The sequence below is a fragment of the Pseudomonas sp. GW821-FHT03E01 genome, from assembly GCF_059420765.1.
This window is the reverse complement of the sequence record NZ_JBWKUI010000006.1, coordinates 93,763-120,726: the sequence shown is the minus strand read 5'-3', so window position 1 is coordinate 120,726 and position 26,964 is coordinate 93,763. Positions and strand designations below refer to the sequence as shown.

Sequence of the window (26,964 nt, the reverse complement as noted above, 5' to 3'; positions counted from 1 at the left end):
GGCATTTGTACAACGAGGGCTGCGCAGCGTTTCTTGAGGAACCCACATCGATGTTCAGTAAGTGGCTGGACCCGGTTTTATTGCTGCTCACCACCCTGACCCTGCTGGCCGGGGGCATTGCGCAGCTTGCTCACAAGTCTGACTGGGCCTCGATTTGCTGGGCCGCGGGCAGTCTGGTGATGGCCCTGGTGCTGCTCGTCGAGATTGTCAGGCGCCTGGCCCGGCGCGAGGCGGGTGTGGACCTGATCGCTCTGCTGTCGATTGCCGCCGCGTTGTTTTTTCAGCAGACGCTGGTGGCGGCGGTGATTGCCTTGATGCTGGCGTCGGGGCGCATCCTGGAGTTCTTCACCCAACAACGCGCCGAACGCGAACTGCGTGCGCTGGTCGACCGGGCGCCACGCGTTGCCTGGCTGCAGGAGAACGGCAATTTACGGCAGATTCCGGTCGAGCAGATCCAGCCGCATCAGACGCTGCTTGTGCGCCTGGGGGAAGTGGTACCGGTCGATGGCCGTCTACTCAGCCCCACGGCGATTCTTGACGAGTCGGCGCTCACCGGCGAGTCATTGCCGGTCACCCGCCTGGAAGGAGAGCTACTGCCCAGCGGGGTGACCAATGTCGGTACGCCAATGCTGCTGACAGCTACTCGAACCGCAGCGCAGAGCACCTACGCCGGGGTCGTGCGCCTGGCTGAAGCCGCACGGCAATCGCGCGCGCCTTTTGTGCGTTTGGCCGACCGTTACGCGTTGTTCTTCATACCGCTGACATTGCTGATTGCCGGCATCGCCTGGTACCTGAGTGGCGACTCTTTGCGCGCGCTGGCGGTTATGGTGGTGGCCACGCCTTGCCCGTTGATTCTGGCCGTGCCGATTTCGATCATGTCAGGTATTTCCAGGGCAGCGCGGCGCGGGATCCTGATCAAGGACGGCGTCACCCTGGAAGCGCTGGCCGAGGTCAAGCAAGTGTTTCTCGACAAGACCGGCACGTTGACCAGCGGCCACGCCCGTTTGCAGTCGATCGAGACCAACGGAGCGCTCGATCCGCAGCGTCTGCTGGGTCTCGCCGCTTCGCTGGCACAGGCCTCGACGCACCCCATCTCCCAGGCCATTGTCGAGGCGGCCTGTCAGCGTGGATTGGCGCTCAGCGTGCCGCAGGCGGTCGAGGAAAGTCCGGGCTCCGGTCTTTGCGGGTTGATCGATGGTCTGCGGGTGCGTTTCGGCACGTTGTCCTTTGTTCAGAATGAATCACCGGTTGGCGACTGGGCCGCTACCATGCTGCGCCGCATGGATTACCTGGCGTGCAGCGGCAGCTTCGTTGAAGTGGACGGGGCACTCGCGGGCCTGCTGATCTTCTCCGACAAGCTGCGTCGGGAAACCCCGCTGACCCTGCGCCGACTGCGCAACCGAGGCATCGAGCGGATCGTCATGCTCACGGGCGATCGCGTGGAAACCGCCGAGATGATTGCACTGTCGGCCGGGATCGACGAGTTGCGTGCCGGGTTGAGTCCTGGGGACAAGGTGCGTGCGGTACAGGATGCCTGCCAGCATGCCAGCACACTGATGGTCGGTGATGGCATCAACGATGCCCCCGCCCTGGCGGCGGCCAATGTCGGGGTGGCCATGGGGGCGAGCGGTGCCACGGCGTCCGCGCAAGCGGCGGGCGTGGTGCTGCTGGTGGATCGTCTGGACCGTCTGGTCGAGGCGCTGGACATCGCCCGTCAGACTCGCCACATCGCCCGTCAAGGTGTATTGGCCGGCATGGGCATGTCGGTGCTGGCCATGGGGGTAGCCGCCTTCGGCTACTTGCCACCGCTGGTCGGTGCCGTGGTGCAGGAGGGTATCGACGTGGTGATCATCTTCAATGCCTTGCGTGCATTGGGGCCGTTACCGGGTTTGCGCCAACGCAAGCTGGCCGCCGAGCATATCGATCACCTGCAGGACGAACACGACCAGCTCGCTTCGGTACTCAGCGATCTGCATCAACTGGCAAGCGACTTCGCCCAGCGCCCACTCGAGCAAGCGCAGAGCGACTTGCTGGCGCTGGTAAAAAACCTGCAGGAATCACTGGCCCGCCATGAACGGGACGACGAAAAAAACCTGTACCCGCTGTTGACGCAAAGCCTGCCCGGCGAGGACCCCATGTCGGCGATGAGCCACGTCCACCGCGAGATCTTTCGCCTGATCCATTTGCTGGCACGCATGAGCACGGATTTCAGTGCCGACCCTGCAACAGCTTCTGTCGATGAGATCCAGCATCAGTTGATCCGCCTGGATACCCTCGTGCGACTGCACTTCGATCAGGAGGAAGAGTTGTTTCGCTACCTTGATAAGCGTTGAAAAGCCATACCGCGTCAGTGGAGGACCGCGGAATGGCAACCGGCGACCAGCTGCTTGAGCCCGTGCATGTTCAGCACCTTGACCTCACGACCGGCTATTTCCACCAGCTCCTGTTCCCGCAGATGGGCGATACCCCGGCAGATGGTTTCCAGGCGCAACCCCAGGTAGGAGCCTATTTCGTCGCGCCGCATCTTGAGTATGAATTCGCTGGATGAGTAGCCACGCATGCTCAAGCGTAGCGACAGGTTCAGCAGAAAGGCGGCCAGACGCTCATCCGAGTTCATGTTGCCCAACATCATCAGCAGATCGTGATCGCGGACGATTTCACGGCTCAGAAACCTGTTCAGGTTGTGTTGCAGTGCCGGCAGCTCCCGGGCGAGTTTTTCCAGCTGAGAAAAATGGATGGGACAGACTTCACTGTCCTCCAGAGCAAATGCATTGCAGGTGTGCTCTTCGGCGCTAATGGCGTCCAGGCCGAGCATCTCGCCGGGCAACTGGAATCCGGTGACCTGCTCGCGGCCATCGAGCGACAGCACGCTGGTCTTGAATGAGCCAATACGGATCGCATACAGCAAGTGCAAGGGATCGCCTGCGCGGTAGAGGGGGGCGCCTTTCCTGACCTTGAACCGTTGCAAAATCAGCTTGTCCAGGCGCTCGAGTTCCAGTTTGTCGAGACCAAAAGGCAGGCAAAACTCTAATACACTGCAATTGGAACAGGCAGCCTTGAGGTGTTGACTCTGAAGCAGGTGGACTTCAGTCATGTCAATGGCGCCCTTGGAGGGTTATATATAAAGCATAGGTGCTGTGCACTCGGGCACGGATTCCGTTCGGAAGATCGCCGGAAGCAATCGACAAACGGAAAACCGTTGGCCCGTCGCAAGTGATTGTTATCCCTGGGAATTACAGGTTCCCCGGGCTCATTGATTCAGGCAATGCGCAGATGATCATCCACTTGCCTCACCCCCGGTACTGACCAGGCGGCACGTTCGGCGATCTGACGCTCACGCCACAAATGAACCTTGCCTTCCAGCTTCACCACATCGCCTTCGACCTTGATGTGAATTTCCTTGGCATCGACTTCGGCATTGCGCTTGAGGGCTTCTTCGATACGACGCTGGATATCGTCCACGTTCACTTGCGGACGAAGGACGAGCCGATTGTCCACGCCTACCACTCCCGACAGCTTGCGCACGGCCATCTCGGCGGTTTCTTTCTGGTACTGCCAGTCCACTTCGCCTTCAAGGGTGATCCACCCTTTCTGCACAATGACCTTGATGTCCTGCTCGGGAATGTCGGAGCTCCAGGTGAGGATATTCAAGGCGCGGGAGGCAATGGCGTCGTCCGCCGTGCCCGCGCTTTTCATCGGCCTGACCTGAATTTCTTCGGCCACGGCCCGTACCCCTTTTATGCTTTTTACCGCGCGTTCCGCGCTGACTTTTTGCGCGTAGCTCTTAACGTGCCCGGTGAGCGTGACGACGCCATTGTCCACGGTCACACCGATGTTGGCGGCATCGATCTCAGGCTGGAATTCAAGCTCATCCATAATGCTCTGACGCAGACTCAAGTCGTTCATGGTGATTTCCTTTGTCTGAAAGGTTGGTAGGCCAGGTGCGAAACAGCCCTCTACAGTTCCTCAGGTGAAACCACCCAGACACTGCATGGCATTTTGTACAGCAGATGCTCCACCGTGCTGCCCACCAGTCGGCCCACGCCCCGGTGGCCGACCCGGCCCATGACAAGTACGTCGATGTCGTAGGCATCGGCGTATTGGGTAAGAACCTTGGTCGGGTTGCCCATGATCATGTGCTGCTGCTCTGGCGCAATACCATTGCGCTCGGCCAGTTCGCGGAAGGCATCGGCCTGGGCATCGAATAACGTCTTGGCCTTGCCTGGGGCAAACAGCGCTGAGCTACTGTCGAAATCGAACTCGTCCGCACTGAGGGATGAAAGGTCGTGGGCGTAGATCACGTCGAGCTGGGCGTTACAGGTGCTGGCCAGTTTTGAGGCTTCGCGCAAAATCCTGTCGTTGAAATCCTTGTACTGGGTATTGCTATGGAAGGGATCGACCGCGGCGACGATTTTGCGCGGCAGCGCGTGCTTCACGTGGCTGACAAAATGCAGCGGTACCGGGCATTCGCGCAGCAAATGGATATCCAGGGGCGTGAACATGATGCGTGACAGCAGCGACTCGTATTCCAGTGCCTTGATCAGTACCGCCATCGGCTGTTCTTTGAGATGAATGAGGATTTCCTGCAAAGGTCGTTCAACCCAGATCACCTCCGTGGTGACGGGCACCCCGATTTTACGCAAGGGGCGGGCCTGTTCTTCGAGCCATTGCCGATGGCGCTCGACATACCCCAGCCGCATCTCCTCCAGCGCTTGTTCGTTGACCATGCTCGCCGTTGCCAGCCCTTGCAGGTAATCGAAGGCGACGATATGCAGGGCCGCGCCCGAGGCCTTGGCCAACGCAGCGGCGCGGTCGAACGCGGGGCTGTTTTCCATCAGGGGCGAGACGACCAGCATGAAGCGTGATTGCTCAGACATGACCAAACTCCCGTCAATAATCGTAGATATTCCTGTACTCACTGGCACCCCTGCGTTTGGGCAGTGGTCCTCTGGCTTTTATCCTGCCGCTGACCGGGGGGCCGGGATTGATCTTTATCAATCTGGCGAGTGATCCAGCTTGCGGCCCGACGTGTGGCGGGGGGCGCCAGGTCCATCTATAAAACATTGACCACTATCAATCTCTCCTGCGTCATGCCGGTGCAGTCTTGGGGTTGTGGCTTACCCGGACAGGAATCACATGAACGAAACCTTGGGCCTGGCAGGGGCGGCAGCTGCGCTGGGGATCGGCATGCTCGTCGGCCTTGAACGTGAACGGCACAAGGGGCGGGGGGACAGTCGCGCCTGTGCCGGATTGCGTACGTTCGCGATCACCGCGTTGCTGGGTTATGTGGCGATGCAAATCGGTGGTGGTTTGCTGGTGGGCATCATGGCGGTTTCGGTGGCCTTGCTGGTCACTGTGGCTTACTGGCGAAGCCTGGGCACTGACCCAGGTGTCACCAGTGAAGTGGCGTTATTCACGGTATTGGCACTGGGGGCGTTGTGTAACAGCGCGCCCGAACTGGCCATCGCCATTGGCGTGGTGGTGGCGGGGCTGCTGACGTATCGCCAAAAACTGCATCATTTTGCGCGCAGCCAATTGACTGAAGGGGAGATGCGCGACGGTCTGGTGCTGTTGGTCGCCGCCCTGGTGGTGTTGCCATTGGCGCCGGATCGCTTTATCGGCCCCTATGCCGCCATCAATCTGCGCACCATTTGCACCCTGACGGTGTTGCTGATGGCCGTCGGGGCGGTCGGGCATATTGCCGTTCGTACCCTGGGTGCCCGTTACGGCTATGTGGTCAGCGCCATCGCCTCCGGGTTTGCTTCCAGCATCGCGACCATCGCCGCGATGGGGCACCTTGTCGCCAAGGAGCCAGGCAACATCAAAGTCTTGAGTGCGGCAGCGATGCTGTCCAACCTGGCGACCATCATTCAGGTCGGCCTGATCCTGGGGGCGGTCGACATCGGTCTATTGCGCTACATGTGGGGGCCGCTGTTGTTGGGTGCCGCCGCCACGGCGCTGTATGGCTTGAGCCTGATGTTGCCCAAACCTGCGAGTGGCGACAATCAGCCGGTCAAGGTCGGCGGTGCGTTCAACCTCAAGCTGGCGTTGGTCATCGCACTGACCATGACCGGCGTTACCTTTGTGTCTTCGATGGTGCTCAATCACTTTGGCGAAGTGGGCGTGATGGTCACGACGACGCTCACCGGTTTCGCCGATGCCCATTCTTCGACGGCGTCCATTGGCGCCCTGGCCAAGGCCGGACTGTTGCCGTTCGACGCCATTGCCGGGCCCACGCTGGTTGCCATCAGCAGTAACTCCCTGAGCAAATGCCTGGTGGCCTGGGTCAGCGGTGGGCGACGGTTCGCCGCGTATGTCATTCCCGGCCAGGTCTTGCTGACGTTGGCGATGTGGGTGGGCATGTTGCTGCATTAACGGGCATCCGAGCGCTGTAGCTGACAAAGATCAAGTCGCCCGAATCTGCCGCGATCACTCTAGGGTTCTACTCATTGCATCGAGATGGCCGCGTGCCGAGGTGTCCCATGTCGCAGACTCAGCGTTTACTGTTGATCGCCCCCCATTCCATGACTCGTACTCCGGCGTTCGACCGGGCCGCCGCGTTGGCCCGCGCGATGCAATCGCCGCTGCACATCGTGGCATTCGATTACTTGCAGGCCTTGGCCGTCGCCGGCCTGTTCGCCCCCGAGCAAATTGCCCAGGCCCGGGAAGGCTATTTGCAAACCCATCGGCAATGGCTTGCCGAGCAAGCCCATTTGATAAGCAAACACGGCGTCGAGGTCACCAGCGAGGTGGTGTGGGTACAGCACCCTTACGAGGAAATCCTGCAATTCGTCAACGAGATGTCGCTGAGTCTGATCATCAAGGACGCCCAGGAAGAGTCGGCGTTGAAACGGGTGTTTTTCACTCCGCTGGATTGGCAGTTGTTGCGCGATTGCCCGGTGCCGGTGCATCTGGTGACCAACGCCCGGAACGCGCGGCCACGTAACGTGCTGGCCATCGTCGATGTGCTGCGCAGCGAAGAGCAGGACCTGGTGTTCAATGACCAGATTATCGACGCCGCCACCAAGCTGGCTGAACAGTGTGAGGCGCAGATCGAGTTGGTGCATGCGTATGACTGGACAGCCGTGTATGCCCTGGACATGGGCGTTGGCGCACTCCCGTTGGCCTCCGGTCTTTACGAAGCCATGGGCACGGCGCAACACCAGGCGTTCACGGCACTGGCCGAGCGTCACGGCGTGCCGTCGCAACGTCGGCACTTCATCGAAGGTGCGCCAGTGCCGAGTATTTGCAAGTTCGCCGAGGACCATCACACCGATGTCATTGTGATGGGGACGGTGCAGCACTCGGGGTTGAACAAGCTATTGGGGACCACTGCCGAACAGCTCTTGCACCGAGCCCCTTGCAGTGTGCTGGCGATCAAACCCGACAGGTCGTTGTAACCCTGAACGTAGACTTGCCCCACGGCGGACCGTTGGCCGGTACGTCGTGGGGCAATCGGCTTTTATGACATATACAGACGATGGATGACCTGACGACTGTCGTTGGGGTCATTGTGCCGCTCGAAACCCATGGCTTTGGCCAGGTCGCGCATGGGGGTATTGCTTGCAGCATCGATCGAATACATCTGATTAAAGCCGTTTCTGCGGGCGGCCTTGATCAGATGCTCCATCAAGGCGGTGCCGAGGCCCAGATGCTGCCATTCATCGGCGACTGTCACCGCGCACTCACACTCATGTTCCGACGTGGCGGCGTAGCGGCTGATGCCGATTTCGATCAATTTGCCGTTTTCGTGAACCAGCGCAATGTAAGCCATGCGCTGTTTGTTATCGGTGTCCATCAACTGATCGAGCATGGCGGCGCCGGGCTCGTTGATCTGCGCGAGAAAACGCATGTGCCGGGACTCGGGCGACAGGCGCTTGATGAAGGCGTATTCAAGTTCGCGGTCCTTTTCCAGCAGTGGCCGGATCAGCACATGGCGACCGTCCTTGAGCGCTTCGATCCAGTACTTTCCAGTGACTGCGGCATAGGCCGCCGCGGCCCGATCATTGTGGTCTTTGACAGTGAGCATGGATGATCCTCCATCTTGTTTGAAAGGTCGGTGCGTATTCACCCATCACGCGGTTGATTCCTTTCTACGCCACTGGCAGCCCTTGAATCTGATCTGGATCAGACACCCGTCACGAGGGCATTCATTTGCGGGTATTTGATGTAAATCAACCTCGGGGAGGGGGCAACGGGCGCAGTCTTGGCCCATGCCGGCGGGTAAGGGACCGGTTTCGAGCGGAGGTGTGAGATGGGGCAATATCAACGTTTGTTACTGATCGCCGACCGGACCCTGCATCAGTCTCCTGCCTTGCTCCGGGCCATCGCGCTGGCCAAGGCGAGCGGGGCCGCGCTGGATGTGCGGGCCTTTGTCGATCCGGCACCGATTGTTCATTTATGGGAAGAAAAAATCGACGAGGCGGGGTATCAGCGTTATCTGCGCCACTGTCATCGTTGGGTGGCCGACGAGGTCGAGCGGCTCAGCGGGCAGGGCGTGGACGTGACGGTTGAAGCGGTCTTCACCACCCATCCGTTGCTGGACATTTTGAAGGCAGTCGAAGACCTCAAGCCCGACCTGCTGATCAAGGATGTCACCCTGGAACCGGCGCTCAAACGGGTGTTCATCACTCCGCTCGATTGCCATCTGCTGCGCGAATGCTCGATCCCCGTGCACCTGGTCAATCAGGTCCGTTACGGGTTGCCGCACCGGGTCGTGGCCGCCGTGGACCCGTTCGATCCGGCGACGCAAATCAGTGGCCTGAACGACACCATCATCCAGACGGCCAACGCGCTGGCGCTGCAATGCGACGCACCACTGCACCTGCTGTACGCCTACGACTTGTCGCCGGCGTTCAATGGCGATGCACCGTTGATCGCCGGTGGCTGGGGCATGGACTTCGTCGAGGAGCTGCGCGAATCCCTGCACCGGGCGTTTATTACCCTGGCGGATCGCTACGGTGTTCCTCCCGAGCGTCGGCACTTTGTCATGGGCCTGCCGGTGCCGGTCATCAGTGAGTTTGTCGAGCAATACCTGGCGGATGTGGTGGTGATGGGCACTGTGCATCGCGTGGGGATCGACCGGTTGATTGGCAGCAACACCGAGCGGGCGTTGTACTCGGTACCGGGCAGCATTCTGGCGGTCAGGCAGCCGGGTTCGAGCGTCGCGCAGTAAGCCGATCGCTGGCCGGCCATTAGTTGATAAAAATCAGAGCCGCAAGGCGAGAGCCCCCCGATACTTGAGCCACAACCTGAAGCTATCCAGATGAGGTGGGTGAGGGTGAAAATTCAACGTTTGCTATTGATTGCCCCGACCGAAATGGTCCGCACCCCGGCGTTCGATCGGGCGCGGGCCCTGGCCTGTGCAACCGGTGCGATGCTGCACATTGTCGCTTTCGATTATGTCCAGGCGCTGGCGGCGGCCGGCCTGTTTGACCACGACGCCATGGCCCAGGCGCGGGAAGGTTACTTGCAGGTACATCGTCAATGGCTGGAGCAGCAAGCCCGGTTTCAACGACGCGAAGGCGTGCAAGTGAGCACTGAAGTGGTGTGGGCCAGACCGACCCTGGCGCATCTGCTGGAGTACGTGAATGACTTCCATGCAGACTTGGTGATCAAGGACACCCACCGCGTATCAGCGCTCGATCGCGCCTTCCATCGTCCGCTGGACTGGCAGTTGCTGCGCGACTGTCCAGCGCCCTTGCACCTGGTCATCGATGCCACAAATCCCAAGCCGTTGAGCATACTGGCGACCATCGACTTGTCCCATCTGGAGGAACTGACCCAAGGGCTCAATGACCGGATTCTCGACCTGGCTTCGAGCCTGGCCGAATCTTGCGGTGCTACCTTGCACCTGCTCAATGTCAGCGGCTGGTCGGAGTTGGGCGAGGCGCAAGTGAATGTGCCGACGGCGACTCTCGATGGCAGCTTGGAAGACGCCGTCAACGATGCCCAGTTGGAGGCCTTTGAAGCGCTTGCCGAACGCTACGGAGTCGAGAAACAACGGCGCCATCTGCTGCCTGGCATCCCTCCCAAGGTCATTGCCCATTTCGCGCAACAACATGCCTTCGACATGGTGGTGCTGGGAACGACCTACCATCGCGGGATCGATATGTTCATCGGCAGTACGGCGGAAAGCGTATTGAACCGGTCGCCTTGCAGCCTGACGATCATCAAGCCATTGCCCCGGCTCGACAGAGAAGATGAACCAGTGTGACCTCAATTGATAAAAATCAACTGCCCACAAGCGCAAAGGAGCGATCAATAGTGCTCCATGAATGCGCAAGGAAACGGCCATGCGAATGACATTTCTCGGTGCTGCGGGCACGGTCACGGGTAGCAAGTATTTGCTGGAACATCGCGACCAGCATGTGCTGATCGATTGCGGTCTGTTCCAGGGCTATAAACAACTGCGCTTGCACAACTGGGACCCGTTCCAGTTGCCGGTTCGCGACCTCGAAGCCATTGTGCTGACCCACGCTCATCTGGATCACAGCGGCTACCTGCCGGTGTTGGTGCGCAACGGTTATCGCGGCCCGGTGTATGCGACGCCAGCCACCTGTGAACTGGTGAAAATCCTGCTGTGCGACAGCGGCCGCTTGCAGGAAGAAGAGGCCGAGTTCGCCAATCGCCATGGCTTCTCCAAACACTCTCCGGCCTTGCCGCTGTACACCGAGCAAGACGCCGAGCGGGCATTGAAATTGCTGCGGCCGGTGCAGTTGCACCACCGGGTCGACATTGTCCCGGGGATGAGCATTCTGTTGCGCGGTGCCGGGCATATTCTGGGCGCAGCGACCGTGGAAGTCGTCGCCGATGGCATGACCCTGGTGTTCTCCGGGGATCTGGGGCGGCCGAACGATCCATTGATGTTTGCCCCGGAGACGATCGAGCAGGCCGATTATCTGCTGGTGGAGTCGACCTATGGTGACCGTCGGCATCCCGACGAATCCCCGGAAGATCAACTGGCCGAGGTCATCACCCGTACCGCGCTGCGCCACGGCATCACGCTGGTGCCATCGTTCGCGGTCGGTCGCGCGCAATTGCTGATGTATCACCTGTATCGCTTGCAACAAAAACGCGCGATTCCCGACCTGCCGATCTACCTCAACAGCCCCATGGCCACCGACGTCACGCGCTTGTACCAGCGCTTTCGCAGTGAACACCGGTTGTCCCTGGAAGAGTGCGAAGGCATGTGCCGTGTCACGCGTTTTGTGCGCTCAACCAGAGACTCCATCGAGCTGGACCAGCAGCGCACACCCGCGGTGATCATCGCCGCCAGCGGCATGGCCACTGGCGGGCGGGTGCTGCACCACCTCAAGGCGCTGGCGCCCAACCCGCTCAATACGCTGCTGGTGCCGGGCTTTCAGGCGGGCGGCACCCGCGGCGCGCAGATCATCGCAGGCGCCCCGTCAGTACGTATTCACGGCAAAGACGTGCCGATCCGCGCCGAAGTGGTGCCGATGGAAACCCTGTCCGCACACGCCGACTGCGAGGAAATCATGCTGTGGTTGCGCGGCTTCAAGCGGCCGCCGAAACACACCTATGTGGTACATGGCGAACCCAATGCTTCGGATGTGTTGCGCCGGCGAATCAGCCTGGAGCTGGGCTGGTCGGTCTCGGTGCCGGAGTACCGCGACAGTGTGGAGCTGACGGGGCCTCTTTAGTGCTCTGGCCACTACAGAAAAGGGCCTCTAAAAAAAAGCTCCTGGCCGATTTGTTTCGCCACGCGAGCCGTCTATTTCGAGAACTTTCGTGCCCCGGCCACGCAAAGAATCACCGCCACGGTCACCCCCAGCATGGCAACGCTGACCTGCTCGTGCAGCAACGTGGCCGCCAGTGCCAGGCCAAAAAACGGCTGCAGCAACTGAAGCTGGCCGACGGCGGCAATCCCGCCCTGAGCCAGCCCGCGGTACCAGAACACAAAGCCAATCAACATGCTGAACAGCGACACGTAAGCCAGGCTCAACCACGCAGGCGGGGTAATTGCCGAGAGCGAAGGCGGGGCCAGCAACCAGGTCAGCGGCGCCATGACGGGCAGCGACAGCACCAGCGCCCAGGAAATCACCTGCCAGCCTCCCAGAGTCTTGGAAAGCTTCGCACCTTCGGCATAGCCCAACCCGCACGCCAGGATGGCCAGCAACATCAGAATGTCCCCCGCAGGAGAGGCCGTCAGGCCTTGGGAGACGGCAAACCCCACCACCAGCAGGCTGCCCAGCACCGAGAAGAACCAGAACACCGGCCGGGGCCGCTCGCCGCCGCGCCAGACCCCGAACGCTGCGGTGGCGAGCGGCAACAGGCCAACGAAGACGATGGAGTGCGCAGACGTTACATATTGCAGCGCCAGCGCGGTCAACAGCGGAAACCCTAATACAACGCCCAGGGCCACGATGGCCAGGGAGAGCAACTGATGCCTGGCCGGGCGTTTTTCCTTGAACAGCAACAGCAAGCACAGCGCCACAATGGCAGCGATACTGGCCCGGGCAACCGTCAGGAAGACCGGGTCGAACTGTAGAACGGCCACCCGTGTCGCCGGCAGCGAGCCGCTGAAGATGAGCACGCCGATGAACCCGTTGAGCCATCCGCTCGCGGTCCTTTCCGTGGTGTGCTGTTGCAGGTTCGATGTGCGTTCCATTCTGGATCCCCTTCATGCTCAGGTTGCATGGAAGGCATCGTATGGACGAAACTCAATACAATCAAAATATTGTCATGGATACATCTGCTCATGCCTCGTTCCCGCTACAAATCACTGGTGGATACGTTTGCCGCGGATATTCGTTCAGGGCGCCTGTTGCCGGGCACACGCTTGCCGACTCACCGTCAGTTGGCGACCACGGAAGGCCTGGCCCTGGTGACGGCAAGCCGGGTCTATGCGGAGCTGGAAGCCATGGGCCTGGTCAGCGGGGAGACGGGGCGGGGGACGTTCGTCAGGGAAACCTCGTGGTCGCCCAACCAGGCTATCGATCAACACAGCGTTGCCGCCGGCATGACCGACCTGAACTTCAACTATCCGGCGCTTCCCGGGCAGGCAGAACTGTTGCGTAATGCACTGCGCCAACTCGCCTCAGCCGGTGATCTGGAAGCGTTGCTGCGCTACCAGCCACACGCCGGGCGACCCCATGAGCGCGCCGCCGTGGCGCGCCATCTGCGCGTTCGAGGGCTGACGGTCGAGGCTGAGCAAATGCTGATCGTCACCGGCGCCCAGCAAGGGCTGGCGGTGACGATGATGGCGCTGTTGCAACCCGGTGACGTGATTGCCGCGGACGCGTTGACCTACCCGGGGTTCAAGGCCCTGGCCGACACGCTGCACCTTGAAATCGTGCCCATTCCGGTGCTCGATCACGGGCCTGATCTGCAAGCGCTGGAAAGCCTGTGCCGGCATCGACGCGTGCGGGCCGTGTACACGATGCCGACCCTGCACAATCCGCTGGGCTGGGTGATGAGTGCCGAGCAACGGGAACACCTGGTGACGATTGCGCGCCAGCATGGGCTGCTGATCATAGAAGACGCCGCTTACGCCTTCCTCGCCGAAAATCCACCCGCGCCGCTGGCGGTACTCGCCCCCGAGAGGACGATTTACGTGTCAGGGCTCTCCAAAAGCGTGGCCACCGGACTGCGCGTCGGCTTCGTCGCCGCCCCCCTGCAGAACGTGCCCGCGCTGGAGCGCACAATCAAAGCGACCACCTGGAATACCCCGGGTGTGATGACGGCGATTGCCACCACCTGGCTTGACGACGGCACCGTCATGCAACTGGAAGCCGAAAAGCGCCGGGACGCGCAGGCCAGGCAAATCGTGGCCGGCGAGGTACTGGCGGGGCTGCGCTGTATTCGCCATCCATCGTCGTATTTTCTTTGGCTGCCATTGTCGGAAGACGCACGGGCCGACCAGATCGCCATGGCGTTGATGCGGGAAAACGTCTCGGTTTCAACCGCCGAACCGTTTGCCACATCGGCCAACGTTCCACATGCGTTTCGCCTGGCGCTGGGCTCCGTGGAGATGGGGGCGCTCAGGGAGGCGCTGGAGAAAGTGAAGTGGGTGGTTGGGGCTTATACATAGTCTCGTTATTACCGAAGAGTATGTGCCTACGCCGTAGTGGTCGGTAGAGAGCCTTTATTCCAACAACTAGCGCATTACAATCTCACTGAATTTGACGGTAAGCGTCTCATCATTCCCATCTCGAAACACCAACTTGATCGCTGGTGTTTTGCTGAGTTTGCTGTTGCTCTGCTGGAAGATCAGCGTAACGCGTGTAGGTACGTTGCGAATCAGCTGAAAGCGCAGCCAGGCGTTGTCCTCGACCTGGCCCACCCGGATCGACTCGAACTTCAGTGGACCGCCAGACTCGTCGAATAGCCGGGTGCCGTCGTCGAAGCGAAAGCTGCGGTCTACGTTCAGATTGGTCAGTTCAAAAGTGCAGGTGGGCAGACGGCCGATGTTCTCGCAACCCTCCAGTTCGATGCGAATGTTATCCAGCACTTCCATGCGTTTGCCGAGCAGGTTGTTGCCTTCGTTTTCGACTATTTTGGCTTGCAGTTTGGCGAACTCGAAAGAGGGCTTGGCGTATTCGGTGCCTAGGATGAAGAAGCCGAAAGACAAGCCGGCGATCATGAAAAACTGCAACGCGCCGCGGAGCATCGGCGTGAAATTACGAATCTGCCAGCCGATTGAAACGGCTCCCAGAAATATAAATGCACTCACCAGCAGGACCACGTTTTTCCAGCTGATGAAGCTGAAACCGAACACGCTCGGGTCCGGCACGGCATAGGTGATTAACGCCCACATGGCGCCCAGCACGACGCTGAGGCCTGCCATGCCGCGGGTGATCAACGAGGTGAATTTCTGAGTGCGGGTAAGCGGTATTGCTGAGTCTTGCTGGGATATCACGGTGCTGATTCCTTGTTCCGTAGCCGATCGTCCGTCCTTGAAGGTGACTGTCAGGCTGTAGCAATATAAAACCTTGAGAAATCAAGGTCAGAGCCTGGTTGTGGCAGGGGGCCATTATCCAGTAATGGCAGGCTGGGTAAAGACGTGGGAGCACCAATCACGAGTAGGTGAATGGCTCAAGAAAAATTTGCGGATCAATCCAGAGTCTTAAACCATAAGGAATGACTGAATAGCCGTCGTAGCGACCCGAGAAGGTATTAGACGCAGCGAACTCTAAAAAACGACCACGTTTATCGTTAACGACGCGTATACCCGGGCAATCGAGCATTGAGTACCGCACTATTGGGTTTGGTAGCGGAGCCGCCCACAGCTGGACTTCAACATCGCAATCAAATTGCCAAATGGTCAATTGCAGTCTGACAGCGCCCTGTTCGACGATGTACTGGTGCGAGATCCCGGACTCTCCTTCAGAAGGAGCAACCCCAAGTACGTTGAAAAGGTCAAACGGGTCCCATATCAGCGGTGGCATTGCACTTTCCTTTATCGAAGAGCAGTTCGGGTTGTTTCACGCCCCATCGAGCCCAAATTTTTTGGAGTCCAGGCGTCGTTGTCAGCGTTATCTACAATGGGGTTCCTGGACTCCGAATACCTCATCCATCACTGGTCGATCATGGGTTAGTAAAAAACGCTGATGTTTCTGATACAGCTGCGCCAGGGCAGTCCTGTTCGGTCCGACGACATCCATGCCGCGATCATCGTAGGGAAATGCCATAACCTGCAGGTTCAGGTTGAAAAAGTAGATGTCACAAAACGGGCGGGGCCGAATGTCTCCAATGTCCTTCGCCAATGCACACCATAGAAAGTTCTGAAGTAGCGACAATGGGGCATGAAAGGCGACATTTGCCCAATGCTCTTCTTCATGTTCATTAAACCAATTGTCCGGATGAATGGGGTTAAGCCATCGGGAATGATTCGAGGGGATCTTGATACCGGCCGCCCGAAGCTCCGCTAGAACAGGTCGGTGTGCAAATGGATTTGCTCCGGAACGAACACGAAGACAGACAACGAGCGATCCTTCCTCGGAGAATATGTCCCCGCAAATGCACCGTGCTTTTTGAAGCGCCAGGAGAAACTGTTCAATGGCAGTTCCCTTTTCGGAAAGGCTGAATCGCAAACCTCCCGGGTAGGAATAGAACAGTGGCCGTTCGAAGGCTTTTCTTTCGAAAACCTCGTCAATTTCACGCTGTAGGTTCACTACTTTACGGTCCTTCGTAAGAGGAGTTAGTAAAAGGGAGTCGGCGGCCAAGAGCACAACTTTAGGCACATCGGGCTTTCCGGCGAGTCCAAAGACCCGTGGGGCCGGGCTTTTGAGGAGCAGGGGCTCTGCTGGGCTGGAATAACCCTCGAATATTTGCTTAAGTCCAGCTATCGCAGCCACACGGGTGCTGCACTTCAATCCCTGAAGGGCATTCCACCCGGAGAATTCCATGTCTCTTCGATTCCCGCGTTTAGCCGCATTGCTCGCCATCCTCACGATCGGCGTCTTGCCCTGTGCCCAAGCCGTTGAATACACCCGGGTCAACACCACCGCCAGCAAGATCTCCTTCACCTATAACCAGTTCGGCTCCAGGGTGTACGGCACCTTCGGCAAATTCGACGCCACGCTCGATTTCGACACGGCAAACCCCACCGCGGCCCACGCCAGGATGACCATCGACCTTGCCAGCATCGACGCCGGCAGCAGCGATGCCAATACCGAGCTGCAAAAGCCTGCCTGGTTCAACACGGCGGACTATCCGGTGGCGACCTTTGAATCGACCCGGGTGAAAGCGCTGGGCAATCAACGCTATCTGATCACCGGCAAACTTAACCTCAGGGGTATGACGCGCGAGTTGCAGGTGAAGGTGCTGTTGAAGCCGGAGCAGGCCATCGGGATTTTCGATGGCAACATCATTCTCAAACGCAGTGACTTCAAGATCGGGGAGGGGGAGTGGGCCGATACGGTGGTCTCCAACGACATCGACATCCGCTTCCGCATCGTCGCGCCGCAGCGTTGATTTTCCTGCGAGGGGCTCGATCTGTGACAATGGCCGGGCTGATGTTCAGTAAGCCTTGATCCGGAGTCAGAAACGCAATGCCCCAGCTCACCCACTTTGCCACTCCATGCCCGGAGCCCATCAACAGCCAGATTCTGCAGATGGTCGTCGACAACCTGACCGACATCAGCATGGTAGGCATCGCGCCGAGCAACCCGTTGTACAACGTCTATCAATACGCGGTGGGCTATGAGGTTCATCTCTACCTGGAAGCGCTCGGCGGCGCCAAAGGCATTGCGGTCGAATTGATCGTCGCCATGGATGACGAAGATCCCGAGAAGGTCATCGGGTTTTTGCTGTACCTGCCGGTCAAGGACGATCCCGAGGCCTGCGGCGTGGCGTACATGGCGGTGCAGGCCAGTCAACGGCGACAGGGTGTTGCGCGGGCGATGCTGCAAGACATGCTCGGTCGCTACCCGCATGCCGAGTTGACGTGCACCGTCGCCAAGGTGCCGTGGTTCGAGTCGATGGGTTTTCAAGTGCTGGGCGTGCGCGGCACTCAGGTGCTGATGAACTCCCGGGATCACGGCACTGAAGGCCTGATGGGCCTGTTGGATGTCACCTCGATCTACAGTTCTTTGGAGGTGCGGCAGATACATACGTATCTGCTGCAAAAACACGGCAAGCGGGCAATGATCGATGCAGAAAAGCAGCGCGACCGGCATCTCGACCAAATGACGCGCAACGCCAAGGCGTTTGTGCTGGATCGTTTGAGCAAAAACGCCGAGCGCGGGCCTCGTCCCGTCTAGACTGTCGAGTCCTTTCGGCGCGCAGGCTGGCCGAGGCGTGATATTCTGTCGCATTAACTTGGTTTGACTTATTCGGTTCGTACGTCCACAGACGTGCGACAGAATCAATGTCGCTCAAGTAGCTGAGCCAATAATGATAAGAAGTCAGTGCACGAGGGACATATAACTGAGGTCGATGGAGACACGTCGGCCTTGTGTGCCCACCTTCAAATCTTTCTGAATGCAGAAACCCGCGGCACGCTGCCTGCGTACCCGTGAACCTGGGTTGCTCATGAATGAAGGTTGGAGGCGGATGGCGTTTATCATAGGTGCTACAAATGTTTAAGAAACTGAACACAGCCCTGCTGGGGCTGGCTTTGTCGATGGGGATCACGTCCGCTTACGCGGAGGCAAAGAAAGTCGATGTGCTGCTCATTGGCGGCGGCATCATGAGTGCAACGTTGGGTGTGTGGCTCAATGAGCTGGAACCCGACTTGTCGATGGAAATGGTCGAGCGCCTCGATGGCGTCGCCCTGGAAAGCTCCAACGGCTGGAACAACGCCGGTACCGGTCACTCCGCCCTGGCCGAGCTGAACTACACCCCGGAAGACGAGAATGGCAAAGTTCAGATCACGAAAGCCGTTGAAATCAACGAAGCCTTCCAGATCTCCCGTCAGTTCTGGGCCTGGCAAGTTCAGCAAGGCGTGCTGAAGAACCCGCGTTCGTTCATCAACTCCACTCCGCACATGAGCTTTGTGTGGGGCGATGACAACATCAAGTTCCTGAAGAAGCGCTACGAAGCCCTGCAAGCAAGCCCGCTGTTCGCCGGCATGCAGTACTCCGAAGACCCGGCAGTGATCAAGAAATGGGTTCCGCTGATGATGGAAGGGCGTGACCCGAACCAGAAAGTCGCGGCCACCTGGAGCCCGCTCGGTAACGACATGAACTTTGGCGAGATCACCCGCCAGTTCGTCGCGCACCTGCAAACCACGCCGAAGTTCGACTTGAAGCTGTCTAGCGAAGTGCAAGACATCACCAAGAACGCAGACGGCAGCTGGCGCGTCAGCTACAAAAACCTGAAAGACGGCACCAAAACCGAAACCGACGCCAAGTTCGTGTTCATCGGCGCGGGCGGCGGTGCACTGCACCTGCTGCAGAAGTCCGGCATTCCTGAAGCCCAGGAATACGCAGGCTTCCCGGTTGGCGGCTCGTTCCTGGTCACCGATAACCCGACCATCGCCGAACAACACCTGGCCAAGGCCTACGGCAAAGCCTCCGTTGGCGCACCGCCAATGTCGGTTCCGCACCTGGACACCCGTGTCCTGGACGGCAAGCGCGTCATCCTGTTTGGCCCATTCGCGACCTTCAGCACCAAGTTCCTCAAAGAAGGCTCGTACCTGGACCTGCTGAGCACCACCACCACGCACAACGTGTGGCCAATGACCCGCGTCGGCATCAAGGAATACCCACTGGTCGAGTATCTGGCAGGCCAACTGATGCTGTCTGACGAAGACCGCATGAATGCCCTGAAAGAATACTTCCCGAATGCCAAAGCCGAAGACTGGCGCCTGTGGCAAGCCGGCCAGCGCGTGCAAATCATCAAGCGTGATGAAGCCGCCGGTGGCGTGCTGAAGCTGGGTACCGAAATCGTTGCTTCGCAAGACGGCACCATCGCCGGCCTGCTGGGCGCATCGCCAGGCGCGTCGACTGCCGCACCGATCATGCTGACCGTGCTGCAGAAAGTGTTCAAGGACAAGGTTGCCACCCCAGCCTGGCAGGAAAAACTGCACCAGATCGTGCCTAGCTACGGCACTCAGCTGAACAACAGCCCTGAGAAAGTGGCTCAAGAGTGGGCTTACACCGCCAAGGTGTTGGAGCTGACTCCGCCGCCGGTGATTGGTCAGGTGGCGGCTCCGGCTGCTGCTCCGGCTGCTCCGGCTAAGGCGCCGAAGGCCAATGCTGCGACGGATATGGCTCTGTAACTAGAAGCCCTGTCAAAAGCCCACTGAACCGGTGACGGTCAGTGGGCTTTTTTGTGGGCGAAAGATCAAAAGATCGCAGCCTTCGGTAGCTCCTACGTGTTCGTGGTGTTCGCGTGTCGCAGATATCGCCGATACAAAACGACACCCATGAAAACCGAAAGCAACCCAACCCCCGCATTACCCAAAAGCCAAATCGCAAAGTTTCGACTTTGGTCTGCCTCACTCTCGTAGAACGGCCCAAAGTAGCCAGACACTGCCACGAATATCAAGTTAAACGCTCCAATGGCCAGGGCAACAATAAGAATGACGAACAACGCCCCTTTAACAGTTTTCATATGACCTTCCCAAACCATATTTCCTTCGACTCGTGGTAGTCGGAGAAGCTGCCCTCAATGGAAAACCCCAACTGAATACGAGGGTAGCTCAGCCAGTCCGTGAGTCTACGTCCGTTCCATAGATCAATATGATCGCCGCTGCGATTGCCGAAGGTCTCGTTTCCTCGGCGCCAGAAATCCTTGAAGAAAATGATGCCTTGTTGCCCTTCAAGATCATCTTCGAAGTCCTTTGGCTTTATCTTTTTGATGGCGTGCAGCCCGGGTATTTTGGCTTGGCTTAACGCTTGCGCTATTTCTTCTGCTGCCAATACACGCCCTTCGCTCTTGGGGTGCTGCCAACAGTGGCGGACATCCTTGAGCTTGCCGAGATCAGCACCTGCCCGGCGTAGTGCCACTCCGAGGTTGATAGCACACTGATCACTGAAGTTTTTGGCGCCGTTGGTTCTGCACGGAGCTGCGTCTCCAAATATTTCTGGGTGGTTTTTCCATAACGTGTCGAATGTGAGGCACCCTGCCTTCTCCCTGTGGCCCTTTAATCCTGACGGCTAGCCTAGCAGAAGGCCCTGTTTGCTGAAGAGACCTCTCAGAGGTCAATGGAAAAATCGGAATTCCTTCATCCTGCCGTAGGGAAGGGCAGTCTGTGGCAAGCCGGTCAACGCGTGCAAATCATCAAGCGTGATGAAGCCGCGGGTGGCGTGCTGAAGTTGGGTACCGAAATCGTTGCTTCCGCTGACGGCACCATCGCCGATCTGCTGACCGTGCTGCAGAAAGTGTTCAAGGACAAGGTTGCCACCCCAGCCTGGCAGGAAAAACTGCACCAGATCGTGCCTAGCTACGGCACTCAGCTGAACAACAGCCCTGAGAAAGTGGCTCAAGAGTGGGCTTACACCGCCAAGGTGCTGGAGCTGACTCCGCCGCCGGTGATTGGTCAGGCAGCGGCTCCTGCTGCTCCGGCTGAGAAGCCTAAGGCTGTGAAAGAGAATGCTGCGACGGATATGGCTCTGTAACTAGAGGTCCTGTCAAAAGCCCACTGGACCGGTGACGGTCAGTGGGCTTTTTTGTGTCTGGGATTCAGCTCTGGCAGGTAGCGCAATACCTGAGTTTGGCGCGTTTTTTGTGGCGAGGGGGCTTGCCCCCGTTGGGCTGTGAAGCAGACCTGAGGAGAGCGGTTTCACTCATCGTCATGCATCAATTCCAGGCTTTTTATCCATTTATCCGTAGCCTCAAACCTTGCGTAATACGCCTGCTTTTCTGAATCCAAAAATCTTCGCCTCCCTTACTGAACAGGGCTGCGGTTTGCGATTGCTTCCAAAACCGGCAAGGTTCCAGGTTCTATCATTTCAAGGGGGACGTTAACGAGGACCAGCTTTGCAAATTCGGGAAGTCCCATGAAGAGGATCGAGATCCGCGCGACACTGCCCATATGCGTTTCCAGCCGAAAGTAATTCATCTTCCTAGAGTATCGAACACTACAAACCTCGACCCAACTTAAATATCCGTGCTTTCGGAACACTCGGCCGAATGTAAGGCCGTGCTCCGAGACTTCGTGTCGTTCGAGAAAATAAACGGCAACTAGATAGAGTCCCAGTAGCGCAAAACTGAGAAAGCCAGCCGTTGTCCACGCAGTAGTCGTTTTATTGCTGATGATATTTGAGATAATTGCCAAGGCGGAGAATCCCAGGAGGCAAGTAAGGCCAACAATAAGGACGCCTCTCGGTAGTCTCAATAGTCCTGATTCCTCAGTCGTCCGTTCCTTTATCTGCTCTTTCATGAACCATCGAAGAATAATCAGTATCAGAAGAGTTGCACTTGTCCATTGTATTATGGAAGCCAAGAATGAATTGCTCATTGTGTCCCTCGTCGTTCTTGAATCCATATGTTCTTTGGTGCTGTGGAGTCTGTTTGAATGCTCTTAGGTTGGTGGGCGTCCCGACGCGACTGTATATCCGGTACGTGAAGCAGCATTGCCAGTCGCTCACCGTAACTTTGCCTTTGCCTTCTTCAAACATTCATCCATTGCTCTTTCTTGCACTGCTAATATCTTGTTTTGAGGTTGATAGAGTCCCGACACGGTTGTATATCCGGTACGTGATGTGGCATTGTCAGTCGCTCCCTGTAACTTTTCTTTTTCCTTCTTCAAACATTCATCCAATGCTCTTTCTTGCTCTGCCGATACATCGATTTGAGGTTGATGGTTTTCCGGGGTGGCTATATATCCACTGCTGTCATCATTGGGCTCATTGTTTTTAATGGCCCCATCCTTCAAGCGCTCCGATGAACTAGCTATTTCGTTTGAATTACTATCGTCTTTCTTGTTTTTAGTCGCAGCCTGGCTTGAGTTCTGACTGACAGTGTTGTCACTCGATGTCACGGTGTTTGCGGTGGGTGTATCACTAGCTTTATTAGATTTCAGAGGGTGGGCGGCGGGAGCGGAGACGGTGTCTAATTTAACTGTTGGCTTGTTTTTTTTCGTCGACTTATTGCTATTTTTTTGCGTTTTCTTGGCCATTGAAAAAGCAGAGTTCAGTTCTTTTTTGTTCTTGTGGATAAGACTGTCAATCGGCACGTAGCTAATAATTTGGTTGGGTTTTCTTTTGATATTTGAATTATAAAATTTCACTTGCTTCTGCGTTAGCTGGATGTCGGCAACAGGCGACAATCGAATGAGGCCAGAAATCGCCTCGCGAGCAATAGCATATGTCAGTTGATCAAGGCTGTAAGAAAAGCTATTGCTGGTTTTTGGTATGGCAGAGGGGGGCGCTATTAATTCAATGGCACTGTCATGCCTGGAGAGTGTTTTTCCTGCCGCTAAATCTTTATATGTGTAAACAACATTGCATTTCGATCGAGTCCCGCCTCGGGCGTTGCTTATAGATACTGAAGATATTTCTGTACTTATTTCAATGCGGCCGCTGTAATGTCCAAATTCGATAAAGCGATCACTGTTATGAATTTCTTTCTGGGTCGCATTCTTGATGGAGTTTCCCCAGTTTGAAATTTGTAATTCACCTGGAAAGTTGTTGTCTGTATCTGCATTTTCTTTGGTTTTTATTTCTGCAGGAAGCACAATAACATCTACATTGTATGCAAGGTCATAATAGTCAATGTCTGGAACAATGCTCTTGTTTCTTTCGCTTGAGACTTCTGAGTAATTTCTTATGTTGGCACAACTCGTCACTCCGAAAAAGCTAAAAGCCAGCACGAGTAAGGCAGTTATTTTTTTTGTCGACATGTTACCCTCCCATAATTATTGATTAAGGGCTTGCGTTGTCGTTGACGCATAACAATGATTGGGCCGAATTCGGCGATAACGAAATAATAGAAGCCTCTAGATAACTCTGCGCTACCAATTCCGACTTTTTTAAAAGTCTATATAAATCATAGGCCTATATTTCACGCCCAACCCCTGAGCTGTAATCGCGCGACTTCTGTTTTTTGACGTCAATATCCTGTTGGGTCAGATTGATCCGCAGGAGTAGGTGAAGTTCAAGACGGTATCTACGGTCACCAACTGCCTGTGCTCAACCAGTTCAGGCATATAACTGGGAGCCATGAAGTCAAGGCTCACCACTGGTCTTTCTGATCATTCTTTCCTGGCAAGGGATCAGAGGACTGGCAGCCGTGTTCAAACTGAATGTCCGCCCCCCAGGAGAGATGCATCCGGTCCCATTATTCTGGCTTCAACAGCATCTCTACCCATCACCAACTACACTTTCTCCAGCCAGTCCGGGCAATCGTCCGGGGGCACACTCCAGGAGGAATCATGACAAGGAAAAATGTCTCCAGCCCTGAACCCTCAGCTACCGAAGCCAACGTGCTGTTGAGCCCGCCCGACATAGCTGCTCTCGCCGAGATATCCATCACTGATCCTGACAAAATGCACCCTGCGTGGATCAAGGAGCAGTTTCCCGAGTACGTGGACCCGCATGCAGGCCATGAGGCCAGGACGGTTCGCGAGATTAATCACAAAGGGCACGTTGTCCGGATCGTGACCACCTACCAGGTGGAGGTGGATGGGGCCCCGGTCCAGGCGCATCTGTTTGTGGACGATGCTGGACAGGTCCATACGCATGCCACTCCATTCGTTTCTTACGGATCGGCTCTCGATTTGATGACAGCGGTGATCGATGCCTATCCCGAGTCTTTCGCCAAGGGCAATGGCGACGGGGGAGAGCACTCCGACCATCCCGTTCACCATGATCACGGAGCACATCATGATCAGGTCTAATGCTGTCAAAGATCTCGCGGCGCTTCAGAAATACGTCGAAGGGGTGAAGCTGCTCAAGGATCCTGCGCTGAATCCCTGGCCTGGGCAGGCCAATCTCTCGATTTATGACTCCTTGGTGGCCTGGCACCACCGGGCCATGATGATTTCAACGCCTGCGGGGCAGATGGCCAGGAATGCTGCGCATGGAGGCCCATCATTTTTACCGTGGCATCGCTACTTTCTAGTGCGGCTGGAATCGTTGCTTCGCAAAGCGGTAAATGACCCACATTTTCGAATTCCATATTGGGACTGGAACACTGACGCGGAACTTCAGGACCCCAGGACATCAGTCATCTGGTCGAATCAGTACCTTGGACAGTTCGTGGACGGGAAGTGGCGGGTACGACTGATGGGTGATGGCCGCACCATGGAACTGGGCCGGGTAAACCGCCCCCTGGTGCGTTATCTGGGGGGAGGTGGGGCGCTGCCCAGCCGAGCCAATGTACGCAAGGTCATCCAGGAAAATACCCTGTATGACAAAGTGCCCTACGACGCGGCGCAATCCACCGGTGGTGCGCGCAACTACATCGAGGGATGGACTGGCAAAGAACGCATTCACAACAACGTCCATGTGTGGGTCGGCGGTGACATGGGGTTGTCGTCTTCGCCAAACGACCCGGTGTTTTTTCTGCATCATTGCAATGTCGACCGGCTCTGGGCGGCATGGCAAGCGAAGCATCCCGCCGCCGCTTACGTACCTGACGCAGCGGCTCCCGATACGCTCAAGTTCCATCGGATCGATGACCCGATGTACAGCCCTTTTCCGGAAAAGGTGACACCTCGAGATGTTCTGAATTACAGCCAGTACTACAAGTACGACACTTTGAGCGACCTGCTTTAGGCAGCATCAAGCGGGGGAGTCTCTAGTCATACTGAGCGCCTGCTCTTGCAGACTCGTTTGTATCAACGCAGCCAATTGTCGGGGGGCAGGCGCCAAGTGTTCTGCCCCTCGATAAAGCACATAGCCGAGGGTCGGCAGCGGGGGTAGACCGGCAATCACGGCGAGATGCCCTGGCAGACCAATGCGGGTTCGCAACGTGAGGCCCAAACCGGCCGCAACGGCCGCCCAGATTCCACCAACGCTGGGGCTGGTCAGCGCGATTCGCCAGGGAATCCGCGCCTCATCCAGTGCCTGGGTGGCCGCGCTGCGCAACACGCAAGGGGCGTCGAACATGATCAATGGCAGGGGGGAATCGACAGAGCGGTTGATGGGGGGCGAGTCACGAGGCCCGATCCAGTGCATCTGCGTTTCACCCAGGTGCGTGGCGTAGGGGGACTTGTGCCCTGTGTCCCAAGACAGGGCCAGGTCCAGGCCGCCGCTGTCGATCAATGCAAGCAGTTCGGCATTGCGCGCGATCCTGACTTCGAGGCTCACCATCGGGTACATCTTGACGTAGCGTCGCAGAATGTCGCTGAGAAAGTGTTCGCCAAAGTCTTCCTGAAGCCCCAGGCGTACCGTGGCGGCGGTCTGGCTTTCGTGCAGGGTCTGGAAAATGCTGTCGTTCAGTTCAAGCAGTCGGCGGGCGTGGCTGAGCAGGGTTTCACCCACCGGCGTCAACACCAGCCCTCGACCGGATTTGGCCAGCACAGGCGAGCCTACCTGTTCCTCGAGTTTCTTGAGTTGCGCGCTCACGGCAGATGTCGAGCGATTGAGTCGATCCGCCGCTTTGGCAAAGCTGTTGAACTCCACGCCAGTCACAAAAGTGCGAAGCACATCAAGATCGAAGGTCGGACGGCGCATCGAATCATCCATTAATTCGGGACTAAGGCCGCTATTAAATCTGATATTCGGAATGATCGCGACTTGATAGTTTTCCCCTGTCAGTTGGATTTTCAGGAGTAGGTCTTAATGCCATTTGCACGTATTTCACTGCACCGGGGAAAGTCTGCCGAGTATTTACAGGCCCTCTCACAAGGGCTGCACGACGCCTTGGTAGAAAGCTTCGAAGTGCCGATGGCTGATCGATTCCAGGTCATTCACCAACATGAAACGGGCGAGCTGATCTTTGATCCCGACTACCTGGGCGGTCCTCGTAGTGATGACTTTGTGCTGATCGCGATTACTGCCGGTCGCCCTCGAGACATCGAGACGAAACAGCGTTTTTATCGCAACCTGGTCGAGAAACTGGGCCGAGCGCCGGGCATCGATTCTGAGGACGTGATGGTGGTGATTACCACGACCGCGGCAGATGAGTGGTCGTTTGGTGGCGGGCGGGGCAACTAGTTTTTGCTCTCAAGCCTGTATTCCGTAAATGTGGGCTATCTGTGTCTATCGGCAGCGTGGCCCGGTTGATAGGGTCCGTATTCACTTCAAGTTGATGAGGCAATAATGGACCTTACCGCCATCCCCTTTGGGACTACCGATTGGTCGAAGATTGAACCGGTCGAACATGCCGGCCAGACGGGCATGGCCTATTGGCGGACCTGCCAGTTTGGTTCAACGCGTGTGCGGATGGTTGAATACAGCCCCGGATATCTGGCCGATCACTGGTGCTGGAGAGGTCATATCCTGTTGTGCCTGGAAGGCGAGCTACACACAGAACTGGAAGATGGCCGCCAGTTCATACTGACTGTCGGAATGAGCTATCAGGTGGGCAACGATGCCGAGGGGCACCGCTCGTTTACCACCAGCGGTGCGAAGTTGTTCATTGTGGATTGATGCGTCGGATCTGATC

Annotated in this window: 27 protein-coding genes; 15 read left to right on the top strand and 12 right to left on the bottom strand. The window is 57.4% G+C overall.

From position 1 onward, the window contains the following. Positions 1-50 precede the first annotated feature (50 nt). Positions 51-2,333: a heavy metal translocating P-type ATPase gene (locus tag AC07VO_RS11955; RefSeq protein WP_192351367.1), complete on the top strand. Its 2,283-nt coding sequence runs from the start codon at positions 51-53 to the stop codon at positions 2,331-2,333. A 14-nt stretch (positions 2,334-2,347) separates the two neighbouring features. Here the strand turns inward: AC07VO_RS11955 and fnr are convergent, their stop codons facing one another. The 3 genes from fnr to AC07VO_RS11940 all read right to left on the bottom strand — a co-directional run bounded on the left by fnr (position 2,348) and on the right by AC07VO_RS11940 (position 4,877). Next, entirely contained in the window at positions 2,348-3,094 is a 747-nt protein-coding gene (gene fnr, locus AC07VO_RS11950; RefSeq protein WP_192351366.1) for a fumarate/nitrate reduction transcriptional regulator Fnr, read from the bottom strand. A gap of 164 nt (positions 3,095-3,258) precedes the next feature. Next, positions 3,259-3,906, bottom strand: a complete 648-nt coding sequence (locus tag AC07VO_RS11945) for a BON domain-containing protein (RefSeq protein WP_192351364.1) — start codon at positions 3,904-3,906, stop codon at positions 3,259-3,261. A gap of 50 nt (positions 3,907-3,956) precedes the next feature. Beyond that, positions 3,957-4,877 carry a universal stress protein gene (locus AC07VO_RS11940; RefSeq protein ID WP_192351362.1) on the bottom strand — a complete coding sequence of 307 codons (921 nt, stop codon included), beginning with the start codon at positions 4,875-4,877 and terminating at the stop codon, positions 3,957-3,959. A 259-nt stretch (positions 4,878-5,136) separates the two neighbouring features. Between AC07VO_RS11940 and AC07VO_RS11935 the strand changes: the two genes are divergently transcribed. After that, on the top strand, positions 5,137-6,375 hold the full coding sequence (locus AC07VO_RS11935) for an MgtC/SapB family protein (protein WP_064616929.1): 1,239 nt from the start codon (positions 5,137-5,139) through the stop codon (positions 6,373-6,375). 107 nt (positions 6,376-6,482) lie between these two features. After that, positions 6,483-7,400 (top strand): universal stress protein, encoded by a 918-nt coding sequence (locus AC07VO_RS11930; RefSeq protein WP_192351359.1) that lies wholly within the window; start codon positions 6,483-6,485, stop codon positions 7,398-7,400. A gap of 62 nt (positions 7,401-7,462) precedes the next feature. Here the strand turns inward: AC07VO_RS11930 and AC07VO_RS11925 are convergent, their stop codons facing one another. Next, positions 7,463-8,029 (bottom strand): GNAT family N-acetyltransferase, encoded by a 567-nt coding sequence (locus tag AC07VO_RS11925; RefSeq protein ID WP_192351357.1) that lies wholly within the window; start codon positions 8,027-8,029, stop codon positions 7,463-7,465. A gap of 225 nt (positions 8,030-8,254) precedes the next feature. Here AC07VO_RS11925 and AC07VO_RS11920 point away from each other — a divergent pair, with 225 nt between their 5' ends. From AC07VO_RS11920 to AC07VO_RS11910, 3 genes are all read left to right on the top strand, one after another. Then, positions 8,255-9,175, top strand: coding sequence for a universal stress protein (locus tag AC07VO_RS11920; protein WP_192351355.1), 921 nt, complete (start codon positions 8,255-8,257; stop codon positions 9,173-9,175). Positions 9,176-9,280: 105 nt separating this feature from the next. Then, entirely contained in the window at positions 9,281-10,216 is a 936-nt protein-coding gene (locus AC07VO_RS11915) for a universal stress protein (protein ID WP_138867165.1), read from the top strand. A 79-nt stretch (positions 10,217-10,295) separates the two neighbouring features. Next, complete coding sequence (locus AC07VO_RS11910) at positions 10,296-11,663, top strand: MBL fold metallo-hydrolase RNA specificity domain-containing protein (protein ID WP_225609272.1); 1,368 nt, start codon at positions 10,296-10,298, stop codon at positions 11,661-11,663. A gap of 71 nt (positions 11,664-11,734) precedes the next feature. On the opposite strand, the gene AC07VO_RS11905 is transcribed toward AC07VO_RS11910, so the two are convergent. After that, positions 11,735-12,631 (bottom strand): DMT family transporter, encoded by an 897-nt coding sequence (locus AC07VO_RS11905; protein WP_192351351.1) that lies wholly within the window; start codon positions 12,629-12,631, stop codon positions 11,735-11,737. Between the two features lie 90 nt (positions 12,632-12,721). On the opposite strand from AC07VO_RS11905, the gene AC07VO_RS11900 reads away from it, so the two are divergent. Further along, complete coding sequence (locus tag AC07VO_RS11900) at positions 12,722-14,053, top strand: aminotransferase-like domain-containing protein (protein ID WP_192351349.1); 1,332 nt, start codon at positions 12,722-12,724, stop codon at positions 14,051-14,053. Between the two features lie 66 nt (positions 14,054-14,119). Here AC07VO_RS11900 and AC07VO_RS11895 read toward each other — a convergent pair whose 3' ends face one another. The 3 genes from AC07VO_RS11895 to AC07VO_RS11885 form a co-directional block, all read right to left on the bottom strand. Beyond that, complete coding sequence (locus AC07VO_RS11895; RefSeq protein ID WP_018928175.1) at positions 14,120-14,881, bottom strand: hypothetical protein; 762 nt, start codon at positions 14,879-14,881, stop codon at positions 14,120-14,122. A gap of 157 nt (positions 14,882-15,038) precedes the next feature. After that, positions 15,039-15,410, bottom strand: a complete 372-nt coding sequence (locus tag AC07VO_RS11890) for a hypothetical protein (protein WP_018928174.1) — start codon at positions 15,408-15,410, stop codon at positions 15,039-15,041. An 87-nt stretch (positions 15,411-15,497) separates the two neighbouring features. Beyond that, positions 15,498-16,370 carry a DUF3885 domain-containing protein gene (locus AC07VO_RS11885; RefSeq protein ID WP_225609271.1) on the bottom strand — a complete coding sequence of 291 codons (873 nt, stop codon included), beginning with the start codon at positions 16,368-16,370 and terminating at the stop codon, positions 15,498-15,500. On the opposite strand from AC07VO_RS11885, the gene AC07VO_RS11880 reads away from it, so the two are divergent. The 3 genes from AC07VO_RS11880 to mqo all read left to right on the top strand — a co-directional run bounded on the left by AC07VO_RS11880 (position 16,369) and on the right by mqo (position 19,687). Continuing rightward, a complete protein-coding gene (locus AC07VO_RS11880; protein WP_064616936.1) occupies positions 16,369-16,938 on the top strand; it encodes a YceI family protein in 570 nt (189 codons plus the stop codon). The genes AC07VO_RS11885 and AC07VO_RS11880 overlap by 2 nt on opposite strands. A gap of 77 nt (positions 16,939-17,015) precedes the next feature. Further along, on the top strand, positions 17,016-17,726 hold the full coding sequence (locus AC07VO_RS11875; RefSeq protein WP_192351347.1) for a GNAT family N-acetyltransferase: 711 nt from the start codon (positions 17,016-17,018) through the stop codon (positions 17,724-17,726). A 317-nt stretch (positions 17,727-18,043) separates the two neighbouring features. After that, positions 18,044-19,687 (top strand): malate dehydrogenase (quinone), encoded by a 1,644-nt coding sequence (gene mqo / locus AC07VO_RS11870; RefSeq protein WP_192351345.1) that lies wholly within the window; start codon positions 18,044-18,046, stop codon positions 19,685-19,687. A gap of 92 nt (positions 19,688-19,779) precedes the next feature. Here the strand turns inward: mqo and AC07VO_RS11865 are convergent, their stop codons facing one another. Further along, positions 19,780-20,022, bottom strand: a complete 243-nt coding sequence (locus AC07VO_RS11865; RefSeq protein WP_225609270.1) for a hypothetical protein — start codon at positions 20,020-20,022, stop codon at positions 19,780-19,782. Beyond that, positions 20,019-20,417 carry a T6SS effector amidase Tae4 family protein gene (locus AC07VO_RS11860; RefSeq protein ID WP_310396208.1) on the bottom strand — a complete coding sequence of 133 codons (399 nt, stop codon included), beginning with the start codon at positions 20,415-20,417 and terminating at the stop codon, positions 20,019-20,021. Before AC07VO_RS11860 ends, AC07VO_RS11865 begins: the two co-directional genes overlap by 4 nt. A gap of 168 nt (positions 20,418-20,585) precedes the next feature. Here AC07VO_RS11860 and AC07VO_RS11855 point away from each other — a divergent pair, with 168 nt between their 5' ends. Continuing rightward, positions 20,586-21,029 carry a malate:quinone oxidoreductase gene (locus AC07VO_RS11855; protein WP_263864860.1) on the top strand — a complete coding sequence of 148 codons (444 nt, stop codon included), beginning with the start codon at positions 20,586-20,588 and terminating at the stop codon, positions 21,027-21,029. A 968-nt stretch (positions 21,030-21,997) separates the two neighbouring features. Here the strand turns inward: AC07VO_RS11855 and AC07VO_RS11850 are convergent. Then, on the bottom strand, positions 21,998-23,254 hold the full coding sequence (locus tag AC07VO_RS11850; protein ID WP_310396206.1) for a hypothetical protein: 1,257 nt from the start codon (positions 23,252-23,254) through the stop codon (positions 21,998-22,000). A 531-nt stretch (positions 23,255-23,785) separates the two neighbouring features. On the opposite strand from AC07VO_RS11850, the gene AC07VO_RS11845 reads away from it, so the two are divergent. Together AC07VO_RS11845 and AC07VO_RS11840 are read left to right on the top strand one after the other, a co-directional pair. Continuing rightward, positions 23,786-24,250, top strand: coding sequence for a hypothetical protein (locus tag AC07VO_RS11845; protein WP_018928165.1), 465 nt, complete (start codon positions 23,786-23,788; stop codon positions 24,248-24,250). Continuing rightward, positions 24,237-25,130: a tyrosinase family protein gene (locus AC07VO_RS11840; protein ID WP_018928164.1), complete on the top strand. Its 894-nt coding sequence runs from the start codon at positions 24,237-24,239 to the stop codon at positions 25,128-25,130. Before AC07VO_RS11845 ends, AC07VO_RS11840 begins: the two co-directional genes overlap by 14 nt. A gap of 6 nt (positions 25,131-25,136) precedes the next feature. Here the strand turns inward: AC07VO_RS11840 and AC07VO_RS11835 are convergent, their stop codons facing one another. Beyond that, positions 25,137-26,030 (bottom strand): LysR substrate-binding domain-containing protein, encoded by an 894-nt coding sequence (locus AC07VO_RS11835; protein ID WP_192351341.1) that lies wholly within the window; start codon positions 26,028-26,030, stop codon positions 25,137-25,139. A gap of 108 nt (positions 26,031-26,138) precedes the next feature. On the opposite strand from AC07VO_RS11835, the gene AC07VO_RS11830 reads away from it, so the two are divergent. Both AC07VO_RS11830 and AC07VO_RS11825 read left to right on the top strand, forming a co-directional pair. Then, positions 26,139-26,513 carry a tautomerase family protein gene (locus AC07VO_RS11830; RefSeq protein WP_064616942.1) on the top strand — a complete coding sequence of 125 codons (375 nt, stop codon included), beginning with the start codon at positions 26,139-26,141 and terminating at the stop codon, positions 26,511-26,513. A 105-nt stretch (positions 26,514-26,618) separates the two neighbouring features. Next, a complete protein-coding gene (locus tag AC07VO_RS11825) occupies positions 26,619-26,948 on the top strand; it encodes a DHCW motif cupin fold protein (RefSeq protein WP_192351339.1) in 330 nt (109 codons plus the stop codon). The last annotated feature ends 16 nt before the right edge of the window (positions 26,949-26,964 follow it).

Coding starts and splice junctions, on each gene's coding strand:
- AC07VO_RS11955 (WP_192351367.1), top strand. CDS start 51: ATGTTCAGTAAGTGGCTGGACCCGGTTTTATTGCTGCTCACCACCCTG.
- fnr (WP_192351366.1), bottom strand. CDS start 3,094: ATGACTGAAGTCCACCTGCTTCAGAGTCAACACCTCAAGGCTGCCTGT.
- AC07VO_RS11945 (WP_192351364.1), bottom strand. CDS start 3,906: ATGAACGACTTGAGTCTGCGTCAGAGCATTATGGATGAGCTTGAATTC.
- AC07VO_RS11940 (WP_192351362.1), bottom strand. CDS start 4,877: ATGTCTGAGCAATCACGCTTCATGCTGGTCGTCTCGCCCCTGATGGAA.
- AC07VO_RS11935 (WP_064616929.1), top strand. CDS start 5,137: ATGAACGAAACCTTGGGCCTGGCAGGGGCGGCAGCTGCGCTGGGGATC.
- AC07VO_RS11930 (WP_192351359.1), top strand. CDS start 6,483: ATGTCGCAGACTCAGCGTTTACTGTTGATCGCCCCCCATTCCATGACT.
- AC07VO_RS11925 (WP_192351357.1), bottom strand. CDS start 8,029: ATGCTCACTGTCAAAGACCACAATGATCGGGCCGCGGCGGCCTATGCC.
- AC07VO_RS11920 (WP_192351355.1), top strand. CDS start 8,255: ATGGGGCAATATCAACGTTTGTTACTGATCGCCGACCGGACCCTGCAT.
- AC07VO_RS11910 (WP_225609272.1), top strand. CDS start 10,296: ATGCGAATGACATTTCTCGGTGCTGCGGGCACGGTCACGGGTAGCAAG.
- AC07VO_RS11905 (WP_192351351.1), bottom strand. CDS start 12,631: ATGGAACGCACATCGAACCTGCAACAGCACACCACGGAAAGGACCGCG.
- AC07VO_RS11900 (WP_192351349.1), top strand. CDS start 12,722: ATGCCTCGTTCCCGCTACAAATCACTGGTGGATACGTTTGCCGCGGAT.
- AC07VO_RS11890 (WP_018928174.1), bottom strand. CDS start 15,410: ATGCCACCGCTGATATGGGACCCGTTTGACCTTTTCAACGTACTTGGG.
- AC07VO_RS11880 (WP_064616936.1), top strand. CDS start 16,369: ATGTCTCTTCGATTCCCGCGTTTAGCCGCATTGCTCGCCATCCTCACG.
- AC07VO_RS11885 (WP_225609271.1), bottom strand. CDS start 16,370: ATGGAATTCTCCGGGTGGAATGCCCTTCAGGGATTGAAGTGCAGCACC.
- AC07VO_RS11875 (WP_192351347.1), top strand. CDS start 17,016: ATGCCCCAGCTCACCCACTTTGCCACTCCATGCCCGGAGCCCATCAAC.
- mqo (WP_192351345.1), top strand. CDS start 18,044: ATGTTTAAGAAACTGAACACAGCCCTGCTGGGGCTGGCTTTGTCGATG.
- AC07VO_RS11865 (WP_225609270.1), bottom strand. CDS start 20,022: ATGAAAACTGTTAAAGGGGCGTTGTTCGTCATTCTTATTGTTGCCCTG.
- AC07VO_RS11850 (WP_310396206.1), bottom strand. CDS start 23,254: ATGTCGACAAAAAAAATAACTGCCTTACTCGTGCTGGCTTTTAGCTTT.
- AC07VO_RS11845 (WP_018928165.1), top strand. CDS start 23,786: ATGACAAGGAAAAATGTCTCCAGCCCTGAACCCTCAGCTACCGAAGCC.
- AC07VO_RS11840 (WP_018928164.1), top strand. CDS start 24,237: ATGATCAGGTCTAATGCTGTCAAAGATCTCGCGGCGCTTCAGAAATAC.
- AC07VO_RS11835 (WP_192351341.1), bottom strand. CDS start 26,030: ATGCGCCGTCCGACCTTCGATCTTGATGTGCTTCGCACTTTTGTGACT.
- AC07VO_RS11830 (WP_064616942.1), top strand. CDS start 26,139: ATGCCATTTGCACGTATTTCACTGCACCGGGGAAAGTCTGCCGAGTAT.
- AC07VO_RS11825 (WP_192351339.1), top strand. CDS start 26,619: ATGGACCTTACCGCCATCCCCTTTGGGACTACCGATTGGTCGAAGATT.